At 72.0% G+C, this 22,355-nt stretch carries 23 protein-coding genes; 3 read left to right on the top strand and 20 right to left on the bottom strand.

The window, feature by feature from the left end; genetic code table 11:
- Positions 1 to 91: 91 nt before the first annotated feature.
- From ACIQPT_RS36575 to ACIQPT_RS36500, 16 genes are all read right to left on the bottom strand, one after another.
- Positions 92 to 1,069: an acyltransferase domain-containing protein gene (locus tag ACIQPT_RS36575; protein WP_401162541.1), complete on the bottom strand. Its 978-nt coding sequence runs from the start codon at positions 1,067 to 1,069 to the stop codon at positions 92 to 94.
- The gene (gene fabD / locus ACIQPT_RS36570) at positions 1,066 to 2,037 is read right to left on the bottom strand and encodes an ACP S-malonyltransferase (protein WP_401162539.1); all 972 of its coding nucleotides are present in this window, start codon (positions 2,035 to 2,037) and stop codon (positions 1,066 to 1,068) included. The genes ACIQPT_RS36575 and fabD overlap by 4 nt, the downstream gene beginning before the upstream one ends.
- A 36-nt stretch (positions 2,038 to 2,073) precedes the next feature.
- Positions 2,074 to 2,262 carry a ferredoxin gene (locus tag ACIQPT_RS36565; protein WP_401162538.1) on the bottom strand — a complete coding sequence of 63 codons (189 nt, stop codon included), beginning with the start codon at positions 2,260 to 2,262 and terminating at the stop codon, positions 2,074 to 2,076.
- 25 nt (positions 2,263 to 2,287) lie between these two features.
- On the bottom strand, positions 2,288 to 3,472 hold the full coding sequence (locus tag ACIQPT_RS36560) for a cytochrome P450 (protein WP_401162536.1): 1,185 nt from the start codon (positions 3,470 to 3,472) through the stop codon (positions 2,288 to 2,290).
- 15 nt (positions 3,473 to 3,487) lie between these two features.
- A complete protein-coding gene (locus tag ACIQPT_RS36555) occupies positions 3,488 to 3,751 on the bottom strand; it encodes an acyl carrier protein (protein ID WP_401162534.1) in 264 nt (87 codons plus the stop codon).
- 58 nt (positions 3,752 to 3,809) lie between these two features.
- Positions 3,810 to 5,018, bottom strand: coding sequence for a ketosynthase chain-length factor (locus ACIQPT_RS36550; RefSeq protein ID WP_401162532.1), 1,209 nt, complete (start codon positions 5,016 to 5,018; stop codon positions 3,810 to 3,812).
- Complete coding sequence (locus ACIQPT_RS36545) at positions 5,015 to 6,286, bottom strand: beta-ketoacyl-[acyl-carrier-protein] synthase family protein (RefSeq protein ID WP_401162544.1); 1,272 nt, start codon at positions 6,284 to 6,286, stop codon at positions 5,015 to 5,017. The genes ACIQPT_RS36550 and ACIQPT_RS36545 overlap by 4 nt, the downstream gene beginning before the upstream one ends.
- A gap of 82 nt (positions 6,287 to 6,368) precedes the next feature.
- Positions 6,369 to 7,865, bottom strand: a complete 1,497-nt coding sequence (locus ACIQPT_RS36540) for an FAD-dependent monooxygenase (RefSeq protein WP_401162531.1) — start codon at positions 7,863 to 7,865, stop codon at positions 6,369 to 6,371.
- 31 nt (positions 7,866 to 7,896) lie between these two features.
- Entirely contained in the window at positions 7,897 to 8,841 is a 945-nt protein-coding gene (locus tag ACIQPT_RS36535) for an aromatase/cyclase (RefSeq protein WP_401162529.1), read from the bottom strand.
- A gap of 47 nt (positions 8,842 to 8,888) precedes the next feature.
- Positions 8,889 to 9,137: an acyl carrier protein gene (locus ACIQPT_RS36530; protein ID WP_401162527.1), complete on the bottom strand. Its 249-nt coding sequence runs from the start codon at positions 9,135 to 9,137 to the stop codon at positions 8,889 to 8,891.
- Positions 9,138 to 9,150: 13 nt separating this feature from the next.
- Complete coding sequence (locus tag ACIQPT_RS36525) at positions 9,151 to 9,480, bottom strand: TcmI family type II polyketide cyclase (protein WP_401162525.1); 330 nt, start codon at positions 9,478 to 9,480, stop codon at positions 9,151 to 9,153.
- Positions 9,481 to 9,540: 60 nt separating this feature from the next.
- The gene (locus ACIQPT_RS36520; RefSeq protein ID WP_401162523.1) at positions 9,541 to 11,025 is read right to left on the bottom strand and encodes an FAD-dependent monooxygenase; all 1,485 of its coding nucleotides are present in this window, start codon (positions 11,023 to 11,025) and stop codon (positions 9,541 to 9,543) included.
- Positions 11,022 to 11,597 (bottom strand): NADPH-dependent FMN reductase, encoded by a 576-nt coding sequence (locus ACIQPT_RS36515; protein ID WP_401162521.1) that lies wholly within the window; start codon positions 11,595 to 11,597, stop codon positions 11,022 to 11,024. Before ACIQPT_RS36515 ends, ACIQPT_RS36520 begins: the two co-directional genes overlap by 4 nt.
- A 39-nt stretch (positions 11,598 to 11,636) precedes the next feature.
- Positions 11,637 to 11,960 (bottom strand): darcynin family protein, encoded by a 324-nt coding sequence (locus ACIQPT_RS36510; RefSeq protein ID WP_401162520.1) that lies wholly within the window; start codon positions 11,958 to 11,960, stop codon positions 11,637 to 11,639.
- A gap of 17 nt (positions 11,961 to 11,977) precedes the next feature.
- Positions 11,978 to 12,763 carry an SDR family NAD(P)-dependent oxidoreductase gene (locus ACIQPT_RS36505; RefSeq protein WP_401162518.1) on the bottom strand — a complete coding sequence of 262 codons (786 nt, stop codon included), beginning with the start codon at positions 12,761 to 12,763 and terminating at the stop codon, positions 11,978 to 11,980.
- 425 nt (positions 12,764 to 13,188) lie between these two features.
- Positions 13,189 to 13,806, bottom strand: a complete 618-nt coding sequence (locus ACIQPT_RS36500; RefSeq protein ID WP_401162516.1) for a TetR family transcriptional regulator — start codon at positions 13,804 to 13,806, stop codon at positions 13,189 to 13,191.
- A gap of 62 nt (positions 13,807 to 13,868) precedes the next feature.
- Here ACIQPT_RS36500 and ACIQPT_RS36495 point away from each other — a divergent pair, with 62 nt between their 5' ends.
- From ACIQPT_RS36495 to ACIQPT_RS36485, 3 genes are all read left to right on the top strand, one after another.
- Positions 13,869 to 14,351 carry an SRPBCC family protein gene (locus ACIQPT_RS36495; RefSeq protein ID WP_401162515.1) on the top strand — a complete coding sequence of 161 codons (483 nt, stop codon included), beginning with the start codon at positions 13,869 to 13,871 and terminating at the stop codon, positions 14,349 to 14,351.
- A gap of 274 nt (positions 14,352 to 14,625) precedes the next feature.
- Complete coding sequence (locus ACIQPT_RS36490) at positions 14,626 to 15,501, top strand: peptidoglycan-binding protein (RefSeq protein WP_401162513.1); 876 nt, start codon at positions 14,626 to 14,628, stop codon at positions 15,499 to 15,501.
- A gap of 175 nt (positions 15,502 to 15,676) precedes the next feature.
- Positions 15,677 to 16,285, top strand: coding sequence for a GNAT family N-acetyltransferase (locus ACIQPT_RS36485; RefSeq protein WP_401162511.1), 609 nt, complete (start codon positions 15,677 to 15,679; stop codon positions 16,283 to 16,285).
- A gap of 40 nt (positions 16,286 to 16,325) precedes the next feature.
- Here the strand turns inward: ACIQPT_RS36485 and ACIQPT_RS36480 are convergent, their stop codons facing one another.
- From ACIQPT_RS36480 to ACIQPT_RS36465, 4 genes are all read right to left on the bottom strand, one after another.
- Positions 16,326 to 16,793, bottom strand: coding sequence for a DUF1772 domain-containing protein (locus tag ACIQPT_RS36480; protein WP_401162509.1), 468 nt, complete (start codon positions 16,791 to 16,793; stop codon positions 16,326 to 16,328).
- An 89-nt stretch (positions 16,794 to 16,882) separates the two neighbouring features.
- Positions 16,883 to 18,562, bottom strand: a complete 1,680-nt coding sequence (locus ACIQPT_RS36475) for a von Willebrand factor type A domain-containing protein (protein WP_401162507.1) — start codon at positions 18,560 to 18,562, stop codon at positions 16,883 to 16,885.
- 159 nt (positions 18,563 to 18,721) lie between these two features.
- Positions 18,722 to 19,636, bottom strand: coding sequence for an ABC transporter permease (locus ACIQPT_RS36470; RefSeq protein ID WP_401162505.1), 915 nt, complete (start codon positions 19,634 to 19,636; stop codon positions 18,722 to 18,724).
- Positions 19,633 to 22,287 carry an alpha/beta fold hydrolase gene (locus tag ACIQPT_RS36465; protein ID WP_401162504.1) on the bottom strand — a complete coding sequence of 885 codons (2,655 nt, stop codon included), beginning with the start codon at positions 22,285 to 22,287 and terminating at the stop codon, positions 19,633 to 19,635. Before ACIQPT_RS36465 ends, ACIQPT_RS36470 begins: the two co-directional genes overlap by 4 nt.
- Positions 22,288 to 22,355 lie beyond the last annotated feature (68 nt).

Below are 22,355 nucleotides of genomic sequence, written 5' to 3'. Positions count from 1 at the left end.
TTCCCCCCCCCCCCCCGGGTGGGGGGGGGGGGGGGGGGGGGGGGGCCCCCCCCCCCCCCCGCCCCCCCCCCCGCCCCTCCCGTGTCACCGTTCAGACGGCGGCCTCCAGCCGGGCCAGCCCCTGCGTCCAGCTCTCCCAGGCGTCGCGGCCCGGGGGCGCCAGCAGCGGAACCACCGTGCTGCGCCGTTCGGCGACCGAGGGGTGCCGGCGCGCCAAGGTCGCGAGCGCCCCGGCCGGACCGCCGTCCACCACCACATGGCTGTCCCCGTCGAGCAAGGTACGCAGGGCCGGCCAGAACAGCACCGGCGCGGCCATCTGCCCGGCCCAGAACTCCGGCCGGAGGGCCTCCGCCTCCGTGACGTAACGCCCGGTGCGGGTCGACAGCACCGGGATGCCCGGCCGGCGCAGCGTCTCCGCCGCGACCGCCTCTCCGAAGGAGCGGGAGGCCCGGCCCATCGCCGGTGAATGCCACGGTTCGAGCGCCCGCACCCGGCGTACGGTCACCCCTGCCTCGCCCAGGGTCCGTTCGGCCTCGGAGAGCCGGGGCTCCGGACCGGCGAGGATCGTCTGACGCGGCCCGTTGTGTGCGCCCAGCACCACGTCCTGCCTCAAAGACGTGTCCCGGAGGCGGTCGAGCACCTCCTCCGGGGCGCCCGCCACCGCCAGCATGCCTCCGGGCGGGGCCTCGGCGAGCGCGGCGCAGCGGCCCGCGAGGATCCGGGCGGCCGCCGGCGGATCGAACACTCCGGCGAGGGTGGCGGCGGCCAGCTCCCCCACACTGTGGCCGATCAGGGCGGCAGGGCGGATCCCGCGGTCGGCCAGCACCCGGCCGATGCCGTATCCGATCAGGAAGAGCAGGGGCTGTGCGGTCGTGCCGCGGTCGGCCCGGACGCCGTCCGCGCAGGCCAGCCAGTCTTCCCGGACGACGGCCCCCCACCGCCCGAGGGCGTCGAGGAACTCGTCGGCAACAGCGGTGAAGACCGGTTCCCGTTTGTACAGTTCGACGGCCATGCCGGCGTGCTGGAACCCCTGTCCCGGCAGCATCAGAACGATCGGCCGCCCGCTCACGCCGACTCCGCCGTCGGCGCGTCGGACGCCGAGAAGGCCGCGAGCAGGCGGTCCAAGTGGTCGCCGTCGGAAGTCCGGTACGCCCGGGCATCCGGGCACAGCCGCCCGCACAGCGTGCTCAGCGTCTTGCCGGGACCCGCCTCCACGAAACGGTCGACGCCCGCCTTCGCCAGAGCCTCGGCGGTGTCGGCCCACAGCACCCGGCCGGTGAACTGCCGTCGCAGGCTGTCCGCGGCCTCCTGGGCGCTGCGCACAGGTGCGGCGGTGACCGCGGAGAACACCGGGATCACCGGGTCCCGCAGGGGCAGCGCCGCCAGCGCCCGGCCGAACTCGGCCTCGATGCCGGAGAGCAGGCTGCAGTGAGCCGCTCCGCCCACCTCCAGCGTCAGCGCCCGGCGCGCGCCCGCCTGTTCGGCAAGTCCGAGCAGGCGGGCGACTCCGCCCCGGTGGCCGGACACCACGATCTGCCGGTGGTCGTTCTGGTTGGCGATCTCGACCACCTCCCCGGTGGCGGCGGCCGCCCGGGCGCAGAGGTCCTCCACCTCGGTCAGGGTCAGTCCGACGACGGCTCCCATGCTGCCCGGGACGCTGCGGTTGACCGATTCCATCAACTCTCCGCGCAGCCGGACCAGACGCAGGCCGTCCCGCCAGTCGAGCACACCCGCCGCGACCATCGCGGCGAACTCGCCCAGGCTGTGCCCGGCCACGGCATCGGGCTCGACGCCGTACGTCCGGAGCACTTCGAGGGCCACGACGCTGGTCAGGAAGACGGCCGGCTGGGTCACCGGCATGGCGCGCAGTTCCTCGGCCGGCCCCTCCCAGCACAGCTCCGTCAGCGGCATCCCCAGGACCTCGTCGGCGACGCGGTAGTGGGACGCGAGGAATGCGGGGCGGCGCTCGACCAGGGCGCGGCCCATGCCGACGCGCTGCGAACCCTGCCCCGGAAATACGAAGGCTGTCATGCTCATGTGCGATACCACCTTCCCTTCTGCGGACCGCGGCGCTCAGGTCGCCCTGAGCGCCGCGATGGGGCACACCCGGACCGCGCGTGCGGCGGCGGCCCGCTGATCCGCCGGCACCTCGCCCTCGAAGAGGAGCTCGGCGTATCCCTCGTCGGCCTGCAACAGGGCGGGGGCCGCGCCTTCGCACAGCGCGTGCCCCTCACAGCGGCTCCGGTCGACGGTGATCCTCATCTCGGCGACCCTCCCTCGGCGCGTATCAGGTGTGGAGCGTCACCGGCAGGGACGCGATGCCGCGGATCGTGTTGTGCAGGCGCCAGGTCGGCTCGCCGATCTCGATCGAACGGACCTTGCCGGTCAGCGACGTCAGCAGGCTGTGGCTCTCCAGACGGGAAAGCGCCTGGCCGACGCAGCCGTGTATGCCGTGGCCGAAGCCGACGTGCTGCGCGACGCCGGGCCGCTGGATGTCGAACCGCTCCGGGTCGGTCCACTGCCGCTCGTCGCGGTTGGCGGAGCCGTACAGGAAGAGCACCCGGGATCCTTCCGCCACCAGGGCGCCGCCCAGCTCCCGCTCACGGGTGGCCAGCCGGGTGAAGCCGCGCAGGGGAGATTCGATGCGGATGATCTCGTTGAACGCCGACGGGATGAGGGAGGCGTCGCCGCGCAGCAGATCCCACTGGTCCGGGTTGGATCCGAACAGCCACATCATGCTGGAGAGCGCGCTGACGGAGGTGTCCATGGACGGGGCGAGGAAGTCGCCCAGGAGGCCGGGCAGGAGGTACTCCTCGATCTTCCCCTCCTTGGCGTCGCTCACCAGCTGGGCGCCCCAGCTGCCCGGCCTGAGGTTGCCCGGGACCGACATCCGCTGGAGGAACTCGGACATCTCCTGGAGCAGCGGGAATCCGGCCATGGTGCGCTCGTTGAGCGGGCCGAAGGCATTGAACCCGGCGGTCGCCCATTCCAGGAGCCGTTCCTTGCCCTCCTCGACGGGCCAGCCGAGCAGATCGGGCACGACGGCGAGCGGGAACGCCTGCGCGAAGTCGGTGACCGCGTCGAAGGTGCCCTTCTCGATCAGCTGGTCGACGAGTGTGTCGGCCCATCCGGCGATGTAGTCGTGGAACTCCTCCAGCGCCTTCGGCTTGAGGTGCCGGGCCACCAGGCTCCGCACATAGCCGTGGTACGGCGGGTCGCTGGTGAAACTGCTGCCCTTCTGGGCCTTGTTGAGCGTCTCGGTGAGGCCGACCCCGGAGCCCGACGAGAAGGTCGTCGGATCGTGGAGCGCGTCGTAGACCTCTCGGTACCGGGCGGCCGCGAAGACCTGGTGGGACTCCAGCCAGACCACCGGGCCGAGGTCGCGGAGGCGCCGGTAGTCCTCGTAGGGCGAGAGGATCGACTCGTCGGTGTAGGGGTCGATGCCGGTGCTGGGGATGGTGAGCGTCGCCATGCGGATCTCCTCGGGTCAGCTGGTGGCGGAGTGGTCCAGAAGGTGGGCGTTGACCACCCGGACCAGGTCGCGCGGGGTGTCGATGTCGACGAGCGCCGAGTCCTCGAACTCCAGGCCGTACTCCCGGCCGATCCGGCTGCCGGTCTCCAGCAGGGCGAGCGAGTCGTATCCGAGATCCTCGAAGGTGGTGTCCAGGATGTCGGCCTCCAGCACGCTGCCGCCGCCCGCGCCCTCCCGGAGAATGCGCTTGAGATCCTCAATGCCGAACTGCTTGCTCATGCGTCCGTCCTGTTCGAAGGTGTGGATAAGGCGTGGATGGGGCCGGATTGCGGTGGGGTCACTTCGCCGTTCCCCGCACCACGACCGCGGAGTTGAACCCGCCGTGGCCCCGGGCGAGGACGACGGCCGTGCGCACCGGGGCCCGGCGGGTCTCGGTGACCAGGTCGAGGTCGTAGCCGTCGGCGCGGCTGACGTTGACCGTCGGCGGGATGACGCCGTCGCGGATCGACAGGAGCGCCGCGGCGACGTCGAGCGGGGCGGCTCCGGCGGCCAGGCGGCCGGTCATCGTCTTCGGAGCGGTGACGGCGACCCCGCCCGCGCCGAACAGGGCGCTCAGCGCGTCGGCCTCGATCCGGTCCAGCTCCGGCACGGCGGCGGCGTCCGCGAAGACCACGTCCACCTCCGCCGGCGCGATCTTGGCGTCGTCGAGCGCCGCGGCGAGCGCCCGGCGCAGCCCGGGTTCGCGCCCGCTGCCCGGCCGGGGGTCCATGGTCGCGCCATACCCGGCGATCTCCCCGTACACCTCGGCGCCCCGCTGCCGCGCGGATTCGGCGTCCTCCAGCACGAGCAGTGCGCCGCCCTCGCCCGGCACATGTCCGGCGGCCCGCGCGTCGAAGGGGAGGTAGGCGTCCTCGGGGTCCCGGGAGGTGCTCATCCGGTCGCCCGCCATCTGCGCCACCCAGCCCCAGGGGCAGAGCGAGCCGTCCACACCGCCGGAGATGATCAGCCGGGTGCCCTTACGGATCTGCCGACGGGACTGAGCGATGGCGTCGAGGCCGCCCGCCTGGTCGCTCACGACGACCCCGCTGGGCCCCCGCATCCCGTGCTGGATGGAGATCTGGCCGGTGTTGACGGCGTAGAACCAGGCGTAGGACTGGTACGCGCTGACGTACTTGGGCCCCTTGCTCCACAGGTTCTCCAGCTCGCGCTGGCCGAACTCGAAGCCTCCGGCGGTCGCGGCGGTGATCACGCCCGTGCTGAAGTCGGGCAGCTCCGACGGGGCGATGCCCGCGTCGGCCAGCGCCCAGTCGGCGGCGGCGAGGGAGAGCCGGGTCATGTGGTCGGTCTGCGGGATGAGCCGACTCGACAGATGCGCGGCGGCGTCGAACCGTACCTCGCCCGCCAGTTTCGCCGGATAGCCGGCGGCGTCGAACCGGGTGAGCTCGCCGATGCCGCTGACACCGGCCAGCGTGGACTTCCAATAGGCTTCGGTGCCTTCGCCGTTGGGGGCGATGACACCCAGTCCGGTCACTGCTGTGGCGGTCATGCGGCGCCCCTCTCCGGGTCGGTCAGGACCATCGCGCTCTGGAATCCGCCGAATCCGCTGCCGACCGTGAGCACCCGGTCGGTACGCCAGTCGCGTGCGGTCAACGGCACGTAGTCCAAGTCCAGTTCGGGGTCCTGGTGGTGCAGGTTGGCGGTGGGCGGTACGACGTTCTCCTTGATCGCCAGCGCGGACGCGGCGATCTCGACGGAGCCGATCGCCCCGAGCGAGTGGCCCACCATCGACTTGATGGAGCTCACCGGCACCCGGTAGGCGTGTTCGCCGAGGCTGCGCTTGAACGCCGCCGTCTCGTGCCGGTCGTTCTGCTTGGTGCCGGAGCCGTGGGCGTTGACGTAGTCGAGGTCGGCCGGGTCGAGCCGGGACTCGTCGAGCGCCGCGGTGATGGCGTCGGCCATTTCGACGCCGTCCGCCCGCAGTCCGGTCATGTGGAAGGCGTTGCTGCGGCTCGCGTAACCGGTGATCTCCGCGTAGATGGTCGCCCCGCGCCGGCGCGCGCTGGTGTACTCCTCCAGGACGAAGCCCGCGGCCCCCTCGCCGAGGACGAAGCCGTTGCGTGTGCTGTCGTACGGGCGGGAGGCGTGTTCGGGGTCGTCGTTGAAGACGCTGGTGGCCTTGATCGCGTCGAAGCACGCCACGGTGATGGGCGAGATCGGCGCCTCGGTGGCACCGGTGATCATCACGTCGGCGGCTCCGTCGCGGATCAGCTCGACGGCGTGCCCCACGGCGTCGATCCCCGAGGTGCAGCCGGTGGACACCACCGTGCCCGGCCCCTCCGCTCCGGCCGCCCAGGCGACCTCGGTGGCGATCGAGCTGGGCACGAGGTAGTCGTACAGGTGCGGTGTGGCGTACGTGTGGTCGACCAGGTGCGCCGCCCCGTCGTCGCTGACCACCCGGTACTCGTCCTCCAGGCTGGTGGTGGCCCCGACGGCGTTGCCGATGGTGACGCCGATCCGGTGCGGGTCGATCTCGGAGAGCTCCAGCCCGCTGTCGGTCAGCGCCTCCCGGGTGGCGACCACGGCGAACTGGGCGGCCCGGTCCATCCGGCGGATCTCCTGGGCGCGCAGGCCGTGTTCCTGCGGGTGGAAATCGATCTCGGCCGCGACCCGGGAGCGGTAGGGCGCCGGGTCGAAGCGGGACAGCGTTCTGGTCGCGGTGCGCCCTTCACTGATCAGAGCCCAGAAGCTCTTGGTGCCGACCCCTCCCGGTGCCAGCACCCCTATGCCGGTGATGACGACTCGTCGCCTCATGATTCTTCCTTCCGGAGATACGTCAGGAATGCGCTGCCGAACGTGCTGGGGCCTCCCAGCAGGGCGGTGACGCGGATATGCGTGCTCAGACCCGGGAGAGCGCGGCGGCGGTGCCGAACCAGCGGTCCAGGGCGTCGTGCAGGGGCGTCCGTGCCCGGTCGGTCCAGGCGACGTGTCCGTCGGGGCGTACGAGGAGCACGGTGGCCCCTTCGAGGTCCACCGGCCCTCGGGCCTCGACCACGCGCACCCGGCCGCGGGCCGCTTCCTCGACCGAGGCCGCGGCGGGGGTGATCCGCCCGTGGGGGGACAGGGAGAGCAGGATGCCCCGGCCGCCGGCGAGGAGCCGGGCGGCCGTGGTGGGCTCACCGTTGACGGTGAGGTCGATGTCGGGGAGCCGCGCGCCGAGCAGCGGTGCATCGCCCGCGCCCACGTCGTAGCGCACGTCGAGACCGCTGATCATGGCGTCGACATGGGCGCGGGGCCCGGGCTCGGCCAGCAGACCGGCGAGCACCCGGCGGACCGGTTCCGCCTCGGCGCCGCCGAACAGCAGCAGCCCCTGGGCGGTCACGTTCCCGATCACCCGGCGTCCGACGGGGTGGCGTTCGGCGTGGTAGCTGTCGAGCAGTCCGGGCGGGGCCCAGCCGCACACCTGGGCCGCGAGCTTCCAGCCGAGGTTCGCCGCGTCCTGGAGGCCGAGGTTGAGTGCCTGGCCGCCGACCGGCATGTGCGAGTGGGCCGCGTCACCGGCGATCAGCACGCGCCCCCGTCGGTAGCGGGTCGCCTGTGCGCAGCCGTCGTCGAACGCGTCGGTCCAGCTCGCCGTCGCACCCGCGATGCAGTGGCCGGTGACCTCCTGCCACACCGTCGCGATCTCGTCGAACGACGGCGGCCCGGTGCGGCCGCCCGGGAGCCGGCCGACGGCGTGCACCATCACCCGGGTCACCCCGTCGGGCCGCCGCGCCGAGGTGGCGAAGCCGCCCGCGAACTGCTCGAAGCGGTAGGCGGGCACGTCCACCCCGGCGATGTCCGCGCGCAGGAGTTCCCGGGCCGGGGCGGTGACGTCGAGGCCGAAGCCCGCGAGCCGCCGGACCGTGCTGTCGGCGCCGTCGCACCCCACCACGTGGGTGGCATGCAGCGTACGGGGCCCGTCGGGGGTGCGGAACCCGGCGGCCACGCCCCTGTCCGTGACGGTGAGCGTGTGGAGTTCGTGCTCCCGGTACAGCTCCACGCCCAGGCCGGCGGCCCACTCCCCCAGCACCTCCTCGGTGCGGAACTGGGGCGTCTTCCAGTTGCCCGCGTAGCGGCTCCCTCCCCCCTCGGCCCGGAACGACTGCCCCCCGAAGTGGCCGAGCGGCTCGTGCGTCAGGTCGCCGAACGCCTCCAGGAGCCCCCGCAGGCCGAGGATCTCCATGGTGCGGGCGTTGAGCTGGGAGGCCCGCGACTCGGTCATCGGCGCGGCCAGCCGGTCGGCGAGCGACACCCGTACGCCGTGCCGTCGCAGGTCGCCCGCCAGCAGCAGCCCGACCGGGCCGGCCCCGACCACCAGGACGTGCGCGGCTCCGGCCGGGTCGGGCGAGGTCATCGTCCGGGCTCCGGGTGGCCGCTGTGCGGGGTCATGTACCGCTGCCCTCGATGTGCGCCTTGGCGTGGGCGAGGGTGCTCAGGCTGTTGGTTCCCAGGGCCTTGCGCACCATCGCCCGGGCGTCGTCCAGGGACGCGTCCGGGCCGAGGACCGACACGATGTTGGCCTCGTTGACGGAGACGGTGTGCTGCGAGGTGGCCAGCACGCCGTCGGCGTCCTCCTCGAACCGCCACTGCCCGGTGTGCAGCGTCATCAGCGCGGGCAACTGGGTCTGCTTGTAATGGATACGGTCCGGCGCGAGACACACCCGCACCGAAGTGGTCGTGTGGGTGGAACCGTCGATGGCGCGGGTGTCCATCTCCAGCAGTTGGAGCCCGTCGTCGTCGTCAAGGTTCACCCGGGCGACGTGCGGGAGGCGTTCCGGCCACAGATGCGCCTCGTTGATGAACGCATAGACGTCCTCGGCCCGCCCCGCGATCCGGGTGGTGTCCTCGAACACGAGGCGCACCTGGGAGCCGTGGAGCGCCGTCTCGGCCTCGGCCTTGAGCGCTTCCAGCTCCGCCCGGCTGTTGCGGTCGACGGCGGTGGAGATCCACTCCAGCGCCCCGGGGTCGTCGTCCACCGCCCGGTAGTCGTGGAGCAGCCGGACCCGGCAGCGTTCCTCGCCCAGGGCCTCGACGATCCAGGTGCCGCCCATCGCGGCGACCGGCGGGCTGGACACCTCCTGGCGGAACTCGATACGGCCCTCGGCGGGGACCAGCCGCCTGCGGGAGGTCCAGGTCTTCGCCGCACCGTTCGCCGTCGCCCAGATCTGGATCCGCTCGTGCTCGCCCTCGCGCTCGACGCGCTCGACCAGGACGCTCGGCGGGAAGATCTGCGGCCAGTTCTCCACCTCCTCCAGCAGGTGGTAGACGGCCTTGGCCGAAGCGTCGACCGTGATCTCGTGCTCGACTTCGTGGACCTGCGGTCCGGACATGGTGCCTCCCGGCTCGTTCGGGGACGGGGTTTCTCGGGCGGCCGCGCTCATGCGGTGGTGATCAGCGCGATGAGTTCGCGGGGGGTGGTGACGGCGGTGACCGCGTCGTCCTCCAACGCGATGCCGTGTTCCCGGGAGATGAGGGCCGCGGTCTCCAGCAGCGCGAGCGAGTCGTAGCCGAGCTCGGTGAACGACCGGTCCAGGATGTCGCCCTCCATGTCGATGCCCTCGTCGGCGCCGGCGGCGCTGAACAGTGCCTTCTTCAGGTCGTCGAGGCTGAACGCCGTGATGGTCATCCGTCGTGTCCTTTCAGGATTCCTGTTCCCAGTGGTAGAAGCGCTGTGCCATCGCGTCCGCGGGTGAACGCCAGGTCGCGGGGTCGTATGCGGTGATGTGCTGCTTCAGGTCGTCGCTGATTCCCGTGAACAGGGGGTGCGAGCGGGCTTCGGCGATCCGCTCCGAGCCGTCCTCGGAGGCGAAGTCCTGGAGGTGGAAGTACAGCCCCTGGTAGCTGAACAGCTGTCGGCGCAGCGTGCCCATGCGGTGCGGCATCTCCGTGCGGTCGAAATCCGCGAAGAGGGCCCCGACGTCGTCGATCGACGTGGGGTCCAGGCGGGCGACGATCAGGGTGGTGTGCATGGCCTTCCTCATGTCTCTGCGGCCCGGTCGGGGCCGGCTGCGGTGGGGGCGGGGCCGGTGTCAGGCGTGCGCGGCGGGGCCGGGGCCGAACCAGGTACGGAGCGCCTCGGTGAGGTCCCCACCGTCGGGCGACGCCCAGGCCACGTGCCCGTCGGGGCGCAGCAGTACCGCGGCGGCGCCGGCGAGCCGCTCGTCCTCCGAGGTCGCCGTGACGATGTCGACGTGCGGCGCCCAGGCCTCGGCGGTACGACGCACGGCGGCGTCGTCGGCCAGGTCGAGCAGCACCCCGCGCCCCGGGTGCAGCAGGCGCGTGGTGGTCGTGGGGCCGTCGGCGCCGAGCAGTTCGCAGGGCGGCATGCGCAGCCCGAGCAGCGGATGGCTTCCTTCGGCGCTGCCGTAGCGGACGTCGAAGCCGGTGACCATCCCGGCGAGGTGCCGGGCGACGTCGTCGTTGCCGAGCAGTTCGCCGAAGACGGCGCGCAGCGGCTCGACCTCCGTGCCACCGAGGTAGAGGAAGCCCTGGGCGCGAGTGTTGGTGAGCACCCGCTCCCCCACCGGGTGCCGCTCCTCGTGGTAGGTGTCGAGCAGCTCGGGGCCGCTGCGGCCGGTCACGACCGCGGCGAGCTTCCAGCCGAGGTTGACGGCGTCCTGCACGCCGACGCTCAGCCCCTGGCCGCCTGCGGGCAGGTGGATGTGGGCCGCGTCCCCGGCCAGCAGGACCCGGCCGACGCGGTATTGGTCCGCCAGCCGGGAGGCGTCGGTGAAGGAGCTGATCCAGCGGGCCTCGCCGTGGCCGATGTCCTCGCCGGTGAGCCGCTGCCAGGCGCCGGCCACCTCGTCGAAGGAGGGCGGGGCGGTGCGTTCGCCGGGGCGGGTGCCCCGTTCACAGACGATGACCCGGTCGAGGTCGTCGCCCAGCCGGGCGGCCATGACCATGCCGCCGCGCACCCGTTCGCCGAGGAACCTCGGCCGGATGGCGGCTCCGGCGACATCGGCGAGGAACATCTCGCAGGTCGCGTCCTGTCCGGGGAAGTCGATGCCCACGGCCTGGCGTACGGTGCTGCGCCCGCCGTCGGCGCCGACGAGGTAGGAGCAGCGCAGCAGGCGCGGGCCGTCCGGTCCGGAGACCTCGACCTCGACGAACGCGTCCCGCTGGGTGACGGCGAGGACCTCGTGGCTCCGCAGGATCCGGGCGCCGAGGCCGGTGACCCAGCGGGTCAGCACCGCCTCGGTCTCGGTCTGTTCGACGTTGCGCACACCGAAGTGGCCGTCGGGCAGCACGGAGTAGTCCAGTTCGATGCCGCCGAAGTGGCCCTTGGTGCTGATCTCGGGGTTGCCGAAGCCCGCCAGCAGACCGCGCTGGTCGAGGACTTCGGTGGCGCGGGCGGTGAAGCCGAGTCCGCGGGACTCGCTGACCGGCTCGGCCAGCCGGTCGAGGACGATCACCTCGGCGCCGCCGAGGCGGAGCTCGCCCGCCGTCATGAGGCCGGTCGGTCCCGCCCCGGCCACGATCACCTGGGCGTCGAGTTCCGGGGTGACGGTCACAGGTCCTGCCCCGCTTTCCGCCGTACCGGCTCCAGGGCCTGGCTCCAGGCGACGACCTGGTCGAGGACCAGCTCGACCGTCGCCGCGCTCTCCTCGGCGGGCCGGAACGTCGCGTGGTCGGCGAAGTCGGTGGCGAAGGTCAGCGCGGCCTGGGCGCGCACGGTGGCGACCTGGAGTTCGGACATGATCAGCCGGAGGTGCTCGACCGCGCGGGTCGCTCCGGTGGGTCCGTATCCGACGAACCCGGCCGCCTTGTCGCCCCACTCCGCGAACAGGAAGTCGATCGCGTTCTTGAGCGCTCCGGGCACCGAGTGGTTGTACTCGGGCGTCACGAACACGAACCCGTCCAGCCGCTGGACGCGTTCGGCCCAGGCCAGGGTGTGCGGGTGGGTGTAGGCGCCGGCCATCGGGGGGATCGGCTCGTCGAAGTGGGGCAGCGCCTGCTCGGCGATGTCGACGAGTTCGTACTGTGCGTCGTCGCGGCGGCCGGCGATGTCGAGGACCCACCGCGCCACCGCTTCACCGCTGCGTCCCGGCCGGGTACTGCCGAGAATGATGCCGATTCTGGTCATGCCTGCTCCCGTGTAGGGGGTGAACACGTGACGATGCCGTTACGCGTCGCGATCGGCGTGATACTTCTCCTCGATGCCGATGTGGTTGTCGGTGATGGTGACGTAACGTCGGCTCATCAGCGGACTTTCGCTCAGCGACTCGATGAGGCCGCTGTACTCCTCGACATCGTCGAATTGCACGAGGAAGAAGTTCGTGTGCCGGGTCCCGAACGCACTGGCTCGGAACGGCCGGATCTCAAGAAACTGGGCGTGCTTTCCGAGGATGGGAAAGAGGTGCTCCGCCTCGAACGCGTCGCGTTCGGACGAGCTCATCACGAACCACTCCGGTTCGAACCTGACACCGAGAAACGCCGTGTACTTCATGGGAATTCTCCTTGGTGTCAGAAGTTGCCGAGGCCGCCGCAGACGTTGATGGCCTGGGCTGTCACGGAGCCGGCCGTGTCGCTGACGAGGTAGCCGACCATGCCCGCCACCTCGTCGGCGGTGGAGTAGCGGCCGAGCGGGATCTTGGCCTGGAACCTTTCGAGGATGTCGTCCTCGGTGGTCTCCCACGCCGCCGCGTATCCGCTGCGCACCCGTTCGGCCATCGGCGTCTCGACGTACCCCGGGCAGACCGCGTTCACGGTGATGCCCGTCTTCGCCAGCTCGTTGCCGAGGGACTTCGTGAACCCGACCACGCCGTGCTTGGAGGCCGAGTAGGGCGAGGCCAGGACGACGCCCTGCTTTCCGGCGGTGGAGGCGATGTTGACGATCCGCCCCCAACTCCGATCCCGCAGACCGCCGACCGAGAGCACGTCCCGTGTAACCCGGAAGACGCTGTTGAGGTTCGTGTCGATGACGGTGTGCCAGGCCTCGTCGGTGAGGTCGGCGGTCACCCCGCCGCCGCCGGTTCCGGCGTTGTTGACCAGTACGTCGACGGTGCCGAAGCGCTCCACGGCGGCGGTCACCATGGCGCGCACCTGCTCGGAGGAGCGGACGTCGCATGCGGTTCCGTCGGCTTCGTGGCCCGAGGCCCGCAGCTGTTCCACCGTCAGTTTCACGGCGTCGGAACTGCGCGCACAGATGAAGACGCGATATCCGAGGGTGCCGAGATGATGGGCGACGGCCAGGCCTATACCGCTGGTCGCCCCGGTCACGATTGCTGTCTTCCCGTTGCCCTGCGTCATTCCGTCTCCTCACGTGCGGTCAAAAGCGCATGACGGCAACACCGTTCACGGCCGCATGGGTCCCGTGGCGTCGCAAAGAAAAAAGGCCCGGAGATCTCCGGGCCTTTCGGGAAAGTCCTCGCTCGCGCTGCTCGGGATCGAGTCCACTCAAAAATCGACCGAGCGTCAGGATTCGAGGCGGCGAGTGCTCAAGGGGCACAGACTTTCCAATGTGAGGTATATGTTCTTCACTCCAGGTCGCGTTGTCAAGAGGGGACTTCGACAGATGGCCCGAAGGCACTCCCGCCTCACGCGTCCCGCCGCCGGAGCAGCGCCAGGGCCACGCCCGCGAGCACCGCGGCGCAGGCGGCCACCAGGAGCAGCGAGGGCCAGGGACCCGGAGCCTCTCCGGTTCGGATCGCGAACCCTCCGGCGGGAGCCGCTTCCTACTCCTCGCCCCCGGAACAGGATGCACCGGCGGGAGGACCCAGGAGCACGGCGGAGCATTCCTCCGCGAGGTCCTCGGCATGGGCGGGGAGGGGCAGGCCGGCCCGCAGGTGGCGACGGACCACCGAGAGCGGCAGGTCGATCACGGCGAGCGTGACACGTTCGCCGGCCCGGGCCCCTTCGGCGCCAAGCCCCTCGGCGAGGGAGCCGAGTGCGGCGCGTACACGTCGGCCGCCGCGGTCCGCGCGGCGGATGTGCTCCTCGGACCAGTCGGCACGCCCGAAATCCTCGGCACCGTAGAGGAGGAGAGCGGCTTCCTCCGGATGGGCGCGGCTCCAGGCGATCACATGGCGTGCCGCCGCGCGACCGGCGCGCCAAGCGTCGGCCTCGACTTCGATGGCCGCGAAGTAGCCCTCCTGGAAGCGCTCGACCGTGCGCAGCCACACCTGGGCGAGCAGCGCGGTCCGTCCCGGGAAGCGGTGGTACACGGAACCGCTCGGGGCCCCGACCTCATGGGCGACGGCGGACATGGTCACCCCCGCCGGGCCCGAGGCGGCGGCGAGCCGCACGGCGGCGTCGAGGAACTGGTCCGTGTCGAAGCGGGATGGCCTGGCCATGAATCAGAGAGTACTCTCCACAATATTAGAGACTGCTCTCCACATGGCTTCGGGGAGGACGCATGGGCGTCTACAACGTGCACGAGCGCCTGCTGGCCGCGACGGGCAGCCAGGTGGGAGCCCTGCTGGACACCCTGTCGAGCGACGGGGACGGCCTGTGGCCACACCGGAGTTGGCCGGCGATGAAGCTCGACCGCCCCCTGGCACCCGGTGCGGCCGGCGGCCACGGCCCCGTCCGGTACACCGTCACCGCGTACACCCCCTCCACGTGGGTGCGCTTCACATTCAGCGGGCCACGCGGGTTCCACGGATTCCACGAGTACGCCGTCCTGCCCGTCGACGAGAGGCGCACCGTCCTGCGCCACACCCTCGCCATGAACACCGGCGGCCCGGCCCGACTCACCTGGCCGCTCATCTGGCGCCCGCTCCACGACGCGTTGCTGGAGGACAGCCTGGACCGTGCTGAACGGGCGTGCGCGGGCACCGTGGCGCACCCGGCGCGATGGGGGCCGCACACGCGCCTTCTGCGCAGCCTCCTGCGCTGACCACCGTGCGCATCGGGCAGGAGTTCGGACATTCCCGGACGGGAGTTCGGACCCGGCGGAACCTTCCGTCCGGCGGGACGTTCGGCGGGGCCCGTGAGCGGGCAAATCGATCAGGTGGGCCCGAAGGCGGAATTCCCGCCGGAAGGCGCTCCCGACCGCCCCTTCACCCGGCGGGTGTACGCGGCTCCGCGCCGCCGTCCGTCCGCCGGTCCCGCCACCCGCACACCGAAGCGCCCCGCGTGAACTACGCACCATCAGGGAAAGGAGCGCCGCGATGGCGACGCCGCTGTCCGCCGACAAGCTGCTCAAAGCCCTCCGCGACGAAGGCCTCCACGTCGTCGAACACCGGAGCTGGCGTACCAACAACCGGAACCACAAAGGTCCCTGGGGTCCCACGCACGGGGTGATGATCCATCACACCGTCACCTCGGGCACCGCGTCCTCCGTCGAACTCTGCTACAACGGCCACTCCGCCCTGCCCGGCCCGCTCTGCCACGGGGTCATCGCCAAGGACGGAACCGTCCATCTCGTGGGGAACGGGCGGGCCAACCACGCCGGGCTCGGCGACGACGACGTGCTGCGCGCCGTCATCGCGGAGAAGGCGCTGCCCCCGGACAACGAGGCCAACACCGACGGCAACCGGCACTTCTACGGCTTCGAGTGCGTCAACCTCGGCGACGGCAAGGACCCCTGGCCCGCGGCCCAGCTGCTGGCGATCGAGCGGGCCGCGGCCGCCGTCTGCCGGGCGCACGGCTGGTCGCAGCGGTCGGTGATCGGCCACCTGGAGTGGCAGCCGGGCAAGGTCGATCCGCGCGGGTTCACCATGAACTCGATGCGCACACGGATCGGCAAACGGCTCGGCGGCTCCCCGGACGGCCCCTCCAAGCCGCCGCCGAAGCCCACGTACGAGCCGTTCCCGGGGGCCGCGTTCTTCAAGGTCGGCCGCAACAGCGCGATCGTCACGGCGATGGGCAAGCGACTGGTGGCGGAGGGCTGCGGCCGGTACACGGTGGGGCCAGGACCGGCCTGGTCCGAGGCCGACCGGCAGTCGTACGCCGCCTGGCAGCGCAAGCTGGGCTATACGGGAGGCGACGCGGACGGCATTCCCGGGAAGAGCAGTTGGGACCGGCTCAAGGTGCCCAACGTGTGACGGAGGCATCGGCCGGCCTCCCTCTCCGCTCACCCCGGGGTGAGCGGAGAGGGAGCGGATAGGGAGCGGAATCACGCTCTAGGGTTTCCCCGTTGGGCCGGTGCCGCGCCGGTGGCCTGCGGGGAACGCACCGATGGTCCGCCGACGACGGAGACGACGGACGAGGAACGGTGCGATGGGGAACGAGATACGAACAGTGCGCGCCGGAGAGCTGAACCGGTACGTCGAGGGGATCCGTGACGTGTACGCGCGCGCGTTCGCGGCTCCGCCCTGGAACGAGGATCCGGCGACGGCCGACACCTACGCCGAGCGGCTCCTACGGGACGCGCTCCGGCCCGGGTTCACGGCGGCGGTGGCGACGGCCACGGGGACCGCCGAGGGGACGACCCGGGAGACGACCCGGGAGACGGTGACCGGTTTCGCCACGGCCTGGATCACCCCGGACGCCTTTCCCGCCGACCGCAGTTACGGCCAGGTCGCCGAGGCCCTCGGCCCCGGGCGGACGCGGGCGTGGCTGTGCGGCGCGCTGGAGGTGAACGAGCTGGCCGTCGCGCCGGAGGCGGCCGGTGCGGGGCTGGGCGCGGCGCTGCTGGACGCGGTGACGGGGCCCGCCCCGGACGGCCGTTGCTGGCTGCTGACCTCCGTGCGGGCCGAGCCGGCGCTGCGCCTGTACGAGCGGACCGGCTGGCGGCGGGTCGACGCACCCGTGCCCGGCAAGGCCGCTCTCGCGGTGCTGCTCGGCCCCCGCCATCCGCAGCGGGCCGAGGCGGACGGCAGCCGGTAGCCCCGGCCGCCCCGACCGCGTACCGGAGGGCCGGGGACCCCTACAGCGCGACGGCCAGCAGGACGCACGCCACCAGGTTGAACGCGGTGCGCACCTGGTGGAAGGTGTTCCAGCGGGACTCGAAGGCCGCGCGGGCCGCGCTGTCGTCGCCGCCCTCGGAGGCGGTGAGGGCGTTGTTGAGCGGGATGTTGCCGAAGAAGGTCACCAGGTGGCTGATGATCACGCAGATCAGCGCTCCCAGGACGGCCGGCCCCGTGGTCTCGCTGTGCTCGCCGAGGCCGGTGAAGAACGCGGCGGCGGGGAGCGCGACGACGCCGAGGAACAGGACGAGGAAGACGGGCCCGGGGACCTTGTCGTTGAAACGGCGCATGGCCGCCGTGAACTGTTCGTCCGTCAGCTCGGCCAGGCCGGGCATGATCGCGATCAGGAAGGTCAGCATGAAGCCCGCGTAGAGGCCGTTGACGATCGCCGAGAGCACCAGGAACAGGGAGGTCATGGCGGACATCATGACCCGGTACGACGGTTCGCCGGGGCCATTTGCGGATGGCCGCGCACATCGTCCTCGCCCGGGTGACGCTGCCCGCCGCCCTCCCCGCCTCAGCCGATCTCGCCCTCGCTCGGTTCCGGTCCGTCGCCCGTTCCGGCTCCGCTCCTGAGCCGGTCCGCCTGTCCGATCGCCGTGGCCAGCTTCCTGACGGCGCTGTCCTCGGTCGCCTCCGCGAGACCGTCCGCCCGGGAGGCGAGTTCGCGGAGCCCGGGCGCGCCGGGCAGGTCGCCGCCCCGCAGATCGTCGGCGAAGTAGGCGGCCACGGCAGCTACTTGGAGCCGGTCGTTCTCGCCGCCCCACAGGGAGCCCTTGACCGCTTCCGTCCGTACGGTTCCGCTCTCCTCCCGGGGCTTGCGGGTCTTGGGGTCGAGCCAGCGCACCGTGGCCTTGGCCACGGTGCCGGACGTACCCTCGCGCAGCCGTACGGCGTACAGAGCGGTCACGGTGTGGCCGGGGCCGACCTCGCCGCCGTCGACGCTGTCGTCGCGGAAGTCCTCGTCGGCGACCTTGCGGTTCTCGTAGCCGATCAGCCGGAACTGCCGCACGGTCTTCCGGTCGAACGCCACCTGGGCCTTGGCGTCGCGGGCCATGATTTCGAGGTGGGCGGGGAGCTGGTCGACGAAGACCTTGCGGGCCTGCTCGTCGTCACCGACGTAGGTGGTGTTCCCGTCGCCCTTGTTGGTGAGCTTCTCCATGAACGCGTCGCCGTAGTCGCTGCCGACGCCGACGCCGAAGAGGGTGATGCCGTACTCGCGGCGGGCGGAGTCGATCTTCTTCAGGATGCCCTCGGCCTCGGTTTCACCGGTGTTGGCGAGGGCGTCGGAGAGGAGCACCACCCGGTTGGTGGCGCCTTCGCGGTGGCCGTCGACCGACTTCTCGTAGCCGAGGGTGATGCCCGCCTCGACGTTGGTGGACTGCGCCGGTCGCATCTCCCGCACCGCGTCCTTGATCCGGTTCCGGTTGCCCTTCACGCGGGTCATCGGCAGCCGGGTCTCGGCCTCGTTGCTGAAGGTGACCAGGGCGATGGAGTCGTCGTCGCGCAGTTCGTCGGTGAGGATGTCCAGGGACCTCCTGACCAGGTCGAGGCGGCCGGTCTCGGCCATGGACCCCGAGATGTCGACGACGAACGTGAGGGCGGCGGGCGGTCGTTCGGCGGTGGACGGGGCGGCCTCGGTGGCCAGGCCGACCCGCAGCAGGGACCAGTCGGAGGCTCCGGTTCCGCCGCCCCCGCCTCCCCCGCCGCTCTTGCCTGCGCCGATGCGCGCCCCGTCGACGTTCACCGAGAAGCCGGGGCCCTTCGGGCGTTCGTACCCCTGGCGGAAGCTGTTGACGAACTCCTCGGGGCGTACGTCCCCGGCAGTGGGCAGCCTGCCGTCGCCGAGGGTGCGGCGCGCGTAGCCATAGCTGGCGGTGTCCACGTCCAGGGCGAAGGTGGAGAGGTAGTCGGGCGCCGCGATGTCCGGCTTGTCCGGGTCCCCGGGCTCTCCCGTCGGTGCGGCCGCCCGGCCCTTCTCGGGCGCCGCCGCGTCCGGCGCGGGCTGCCCGCCGCCGGTCGATCCCTGCCCCTTGCGGGTGCCCGAGGTCAGGTCGCGCGTGCCTTCCGAGCTGCTGTCGCTGCCGCCGCAGGCGGTGAGCAGCACGGCTCCCGCCAGGAGGAGCGCCACGGCTCCCGCCCGGCCCCCCGCCCTGTCCCCTGCCCGCTTTTCGTGTCGCCGGCTGACCTGATGCATGCGTAACCCCCCACGTCGTCACGATGTCCTCGACATCTGTGAATGTGACGTACGGAGCCGCCTGCCGGAGTCGACGAAAGCGTTGCGGAACCATCTCGATGCGGCAACAGCGGCGGTCGGCGGGCGGGAAACCGGCGGAACATCGGCGGAACATCAGGTTCAGGACACGATGTCCTTACGACTGAACCCGCGGAAGGCCAGGGCGAACAGGATCAGGGCATAGGTCACTGATACGGCCGCGCCCTTGATCATGCCGCCCCACTCCAACTGCGGCTGGAGCGCGTCGGCCCAGGCGAACTGCCAGTGCGCGGGCAGGAAGTCCCGCCAGGAGCCGAGTGCGGTGACCGCGTCGAGCACATTGCCGACGATGGTGAGGCCCACCGCGCCGCCGACCGCGCCGAGCGGGGCGTCCGTCTTCGTGGACAGCCAGAACGCCAGGCCCGCGGTGACCAGTTGGGAGACGAAGATGAACGCCACGACGATCGCGAGGCGGGGCACCGTGTCCCCGGCGGACAGCGCTCCCCCGGTGGGCAGTTTCAGCGGCCCCCACCCGTAGGCCGCCGTGCCCGCCGCCAGCGCGACGAGCGGCAGCAGCACCATCGCGGCCAGGCTGAAGCCGAGCGCGACGACGAGCTTGGACCACAGCAGCCGGACGCGTGGCACGGGTGCGGCGAGCAGATAGCGCAGCGAGGACCAGCTCGCCTCGGAGGCGACGGTGTCCCCGCAGAACAGGGCGACCGGCACCACCAGCAGGAATCCGGCCGAGACGAACAGCGAGGTGGCGGCGAAGTTCGCGGCGGACTCGGTCGCCACGTCCATCAGGTTGATCCGGCCGCCGCCCCGGCCCCCTCCTCCGCCGCCGCCCTCGCCGTCCGGCGTGCCGCCGATCGCGAAGGCGATGATCAGGATGAAGGGGAGGGCGGCGAGGATCCCGCCCATGAGCAGGGTGCGGCGGCGGCGCAGTTGCCGCATGGCCTCGACGCGGAGGGGAAGCGTGCGCCGGGCGCGGTAGCCGGCGGCCTCGGGGTGCTCGGTGTCGTCCCGGACCTCGGGGGGCTGGGTGGGGGCGCTCATGCTGCTCCTCCGGAGATCAGGGTGAGGAAGGCGTCCTCCAGGCGGCGGTGCGGTCCGACGCCGGTGACCGGGACGTCGAGCCGGACGAGGTCGGCGACGAGCCGCGAGGTGGTGGCCCCGTCGAGGCGGACGAGGAGCCCGAGCCCGTCGTCGGTGCGGACGGCGGAGCCGATGCCGGGCAGGGCCGCGACCTTCTCGGCCAACGGCTCGGACACCTCCTCCGCCGTGCTCACCAGGATCATGTCGCCGGATCCGGTGATCTCGGCGACCGGTCCGGCCTGGACGAGCCGGCCCCGGTCCATGACGACCAGGTGGGTGCAGGACTGCTCGACCTCGGAGAGGAGGTGGCTGGAGACGATGACGGTCCGGCCGCCGGCCGCGTAACGGATCATCACGTCCCGCATCTCGCGGATCTGCGGCGGGTCGAGCCCGTTGGTCGGCTCGTCGAGGATGAGGAGGTCCGGCATGCCGAGCATGGCCTGCGCGATGGCGAGCCGCTGCCGCATGCCCTGGGAGTACGTCCGTACGGCACGGGCGAGCGCGTCGCCGAGGCCGGCGATCTCCAGGGCCTCGTCGATGTGGGCGTCCTCGGCGGGCCGGCCGGTGGCCTGCCAGTAGAGGTCGAGGTTGGCGCGCCCGGAGAGGTGCGGCAGGAAGCCGGCCCCCTCCACGAACGCCCCGACCCGGGACAGCACGGGCGCACCCGGCCGGATGGCCTGCCCGAAGACGCGGATCTCGCCCTCGTCGGGGGTGATGAGCCCCATGAGCATGCGCAGGGTGGTCGTCTTGCCCGCGCCGTTGGGCCCGAGGAGTCCGAGGACCTGGCCCTTCTCGACGCGGAAGGACAGCTCGCGCACGGCGTACCGGTCCACGGACTTCGCGTACTTCTTCGAAAGCCCGGTGATCTGGAGCGGTACGTCGGTGAGCGCGGGGTCCGGCGCGGGCGTCGCGGTCCGCCGCCGGGCCGTGAGCAGCAGGGCGGCCGCGATGACGAGAGCGGCGGCCGGGAGGCCCCAGGTCCACCACGGGAGGGTGGCGGCCGCGGTCGTCACGGCGGGTGCGGTGGGGAGGGTCAGCGGTCCGTCGGCGGTGACGGTGTACGTGGCGGGCTCGGCCGGGGAGGCGTAGCCGAGGTCCGTCGCGGAGAACACGAGGCGCAGCCGGTGTCCGGCGTCGAACTCGTGGTCCACGGCGGGCAGCGCCAGCTCGACCGGCTTGCCCTGCTGGTCGGGGGTGATCCGGTAGGGGGCGACGAGCTGGTGGGGCAGCACCTGCTGCCTGCCGTCCGGCGACACGTCGTACACCTTGCCGAAGAGCACCGCGTCCCGGTCGCCGCTCGCCGTGACGTTCACCTTCACGGTGGGGGTGCCGGTGACGCGTACGGAGGTGTCCAGCGGGGCGGACTCGAAGCGGGCGAACTGTCCCGGGAAGTCGAGCGAGAGCCCGACGCCGAGGGAGGAGAGCTGGGCGAGTCCGCCGCCGACGCCGGGCACGGCGGAGATGGCGGGCGGCGCGGCCCCGGCCGGGTTGCGGAAGGTCTTCGTCCCGCCGCCGAGCACGATGTCCCGGCCGCCGCTGCGCAGCCCCGGGTAGGTGTCGCTGCTCGCGCCGCGCAGGAGGGCGGCGCCGTCGGTGGAGTCGACGCCTCCGGTCCGGGTGACGCGGAAGGCAGGCCCGGTGCTGGTGCCGGTGTCCTCCTTGAGATACCGGTCGAACCAGTCCCCGACGCGTCCTTCGACGCGCCCGGTCTCGCTGTCGCCGCCGTCGTGCCCGCCGGAGATCCAGTCGACGGAGACGGGTGCGCCGTTGGCGCTGATGGCCTTCTGCATGGCGTCGGCCTGACCGAGCGGGAAGAGGGAGTCGGACTGCCCCTGGAGGAGGAGCGAGGGGACCTTGATGCGGTCGGCGACGGCGGAAGGCGACCGCTCGGTGAGCAGTTTCACCGCCTCGGCGTCGGGCTTCCCGCTGACGGCGACGCGCTCGTACATCTCGCAGAGCCGCTTCTCGAACTTCTCGCAGCCGCCGCCGGTGGTGATGAAGATGCCGGCCCAGAGCTTCTTGAAGACCCCGTCGGGGAAGAGGGCGTCGGCGAGGTTCCAGTAGGTGATCACGGGGGCGATGGCGTCGACCCGCTCGTCGTACCCGGCGGCCAGCAGCGAGACGGCCCCGCCGTAGGAGGCCCCGGTGAGGCCGACCCGGGGGTCGCCCTTCCCGTCGAGCTCCACCTCGGGCCGCTCGGCCAGCCAGTCGATGAGCCGGGAGACGTCCTTGACCTCGTGGTCCGGGTCGTTGAGGGAGATCTCCCCACCGGACTTCCCGAAGCCGCGCGCCGACCAGGTGAGCACCGCGTATCCGTCGGCGGCCAGCTTCTCGGCCTGGGCCCGTACGTCGTTCTTGCTGCCGCCGAAGCCGTGCCCGATGAGCACGGCGGGCCGCTTACCGGAACCGCTCGCGTGGAAGAACGAGGTGTCGATCGGCACCCCGTCCATGCGCAGCGTCCGGTCCTCGCGCTGCACGGCGGGCGAGCCGTCGTCGGCGACGGCGGTCCAGGTGCCGCCGCCCACGAGCACGGCGAGCACGGCCACGGCCGCGGCCCACCGGCCGCGGGTACGGGGCAGCAGGCGCCACCGTCGAGCAGTAGGGGTCTCCATCCCTCGACCCTAAACGGAGGACGCAAGCCGGTTGAGTGCCGTCAGGGTGAGGTGAACGGCCTCCCTGA

Source organism: Streptomyces sp. NPDC091289, from assembly GCF_044757365.1.
In the GTDB taxonomy this organism is placed as follows: domain Bacteria; phylum Actinomycetota; class Actinomycetes; order Streptomycetales; family Streptomycetaceae; genus Streptomyces.
This window is presented reverse-complemented; position numbering and strand designations above follow the sequence as displayed.

Excerpts from the sequence above, each read along its gene's own strand:
- fabD (WP_401162539.1), bottom strand. The coding sequence starts at position 2,037 with ATGAGCATGACAGCCTTCGTATTTCCGGGGCAGGGTTCGCAGCGCGTC.
- ACIQPT_RS36565 (WP_401162538.1), bottom strand. The coding sequence starts at position 2,262 with ATGAGGATCACCGTCGACCGGAGCCGCTGTGAGGGGCACGCGCTGTGC.
- ACIQPT_RS36560 (WP_401162536.1), bottom strand. The coding sequence starts at position 3,472 with ATGGCGACGCTCACCATCCCCAGCACCGGCATCGACCCCTACACCGAC.
- ACIQPT_RS36555 (WP_401162534.1), bottom strand. The coding sequence starts at position 3,751 with ATGAGCAAGCAGTTCGGCATTGAGGATCTCAAGCGCATTCTCCGGGAG.
- ACIQPT_RS36550 (WP_401162532.1), bottom strand. The coding sequence starts at position 5,018 with ATGACCGCCACAGCAGTGACCGGACTGGGTGTCATCGCCCCCAACGGC.
- ACIQPT_RS36540 (WP_401162531.1), bottom strand. The coding sequence starts at position 7,865 with ATGACCTCGCCCGACCCGGCCGGAGCCGCGCACGTCCTGGTGGTCGGG.
- ACIQPT_RS36535 (WP_401162529.1), bottom strand. The coding sequence starts at position 8,841 with ATGTCCGGACCGCAGGTCCACGAAGTCGAGCACGAGATCACGGTCGAC.
- ACIQPT_RS36530 (WP_401162527.1), bottom strand. The coding sequence starts at position 9,137 with ATGACCATCACGGCGTTCAGCCTCGACGACCTGAAGAAGGCACTGTTC.
- ACIQPT_RS36525 (WP_401162525.1), bottom strand. The coding sequence starts at position 9,480 with ATGCACACCACCCTGATCGTCGCCCGCCTGGACCCCACGTCGATCGAC.
- ACIQPT_RS36515 (WP_401162521.1), bottom strand. The coding sequence starts at position 11,597 with ATGACCAGAATCGGCATCATTCTCGGCAGTACCCGGCCGGGACGCAGC.
- ACIQPT_RS36510 (WP_401162520.1), bottom strand. The coding sequence starts at position 11,960 with ATGAAGTACACGGCGTTTCTCGGTGTCAGGTTCGAACCGGAGTGGTTC.
- ACIQPT_RS36505 (WP_401162518.1), bottom strand. The coding sequence starts at position 12,763 with ATGACGCAGGGCAACGGGAAGACAGCAATCGTGACCGGGGCGACCAGC.
- ACIQPT_RS36500 (WP_401162516.1), bottom strand. The coding sequence starts at position 13,806 with ATGGCCAGGCCATCCCGCTTCGACACGGACCAGTTCCTCGACGCCGCC.
- ACIQPT_RS36495 (WP_401162515.1), top strand. The coding sequence starts at position 13,869 with ATGGGCGTCTACAACGTGCACGAGCGCCTGCTGGCCGCGACGGGCAGC.
- ACIQPT_RS36490 (WP_401162513.1), top strand. The coding sequence starts at position 14,626 with ATGGCGACGCCGCTGTCCGCCGACAAGCTGCTCAAAGCCCTCCGCGAC.
- ACIQPT_RS36485 (WP_401162511.1), top strand. The coding sequence starts at position 15,677 with ATGGGGAACGAGATACGAACAGTGCGCGCCGGAGAGCTGAACCGGTAC.
- ACIQPT_RS36480 (WP_401162509.1), bottom strand. The coding sequence starts at position 16,793 with ATGATGTCCGCCATGACCTCCCTGTTCCTGGTGCTCTCGGCGATCGTC.
- ACIQPT_RS36475 (WP_401162507.1), bottom strand. The coding sequence starts at position 18,562 with ATGCATCAGGTCAGCCGGCGACACGAAAAGCGGGCAGGGGACAGGGCG.
- ACIQPT_RS36470 (WP_401162505.1), bottom strand. The coding sequence starts at position 19,636 with ATGAGCGCCCCCACCCAGCCCCCCGAGGTCCGGGACGACACCGAGCAC.
- ACIQPT_RS36465 (WP_401162504.1), bottom strand. The coding sequence starts at position 22,287 with ATGGAGACCCCTACTGCTCGACGGTGGCGCCTGCTGCCCCGTACCCGC.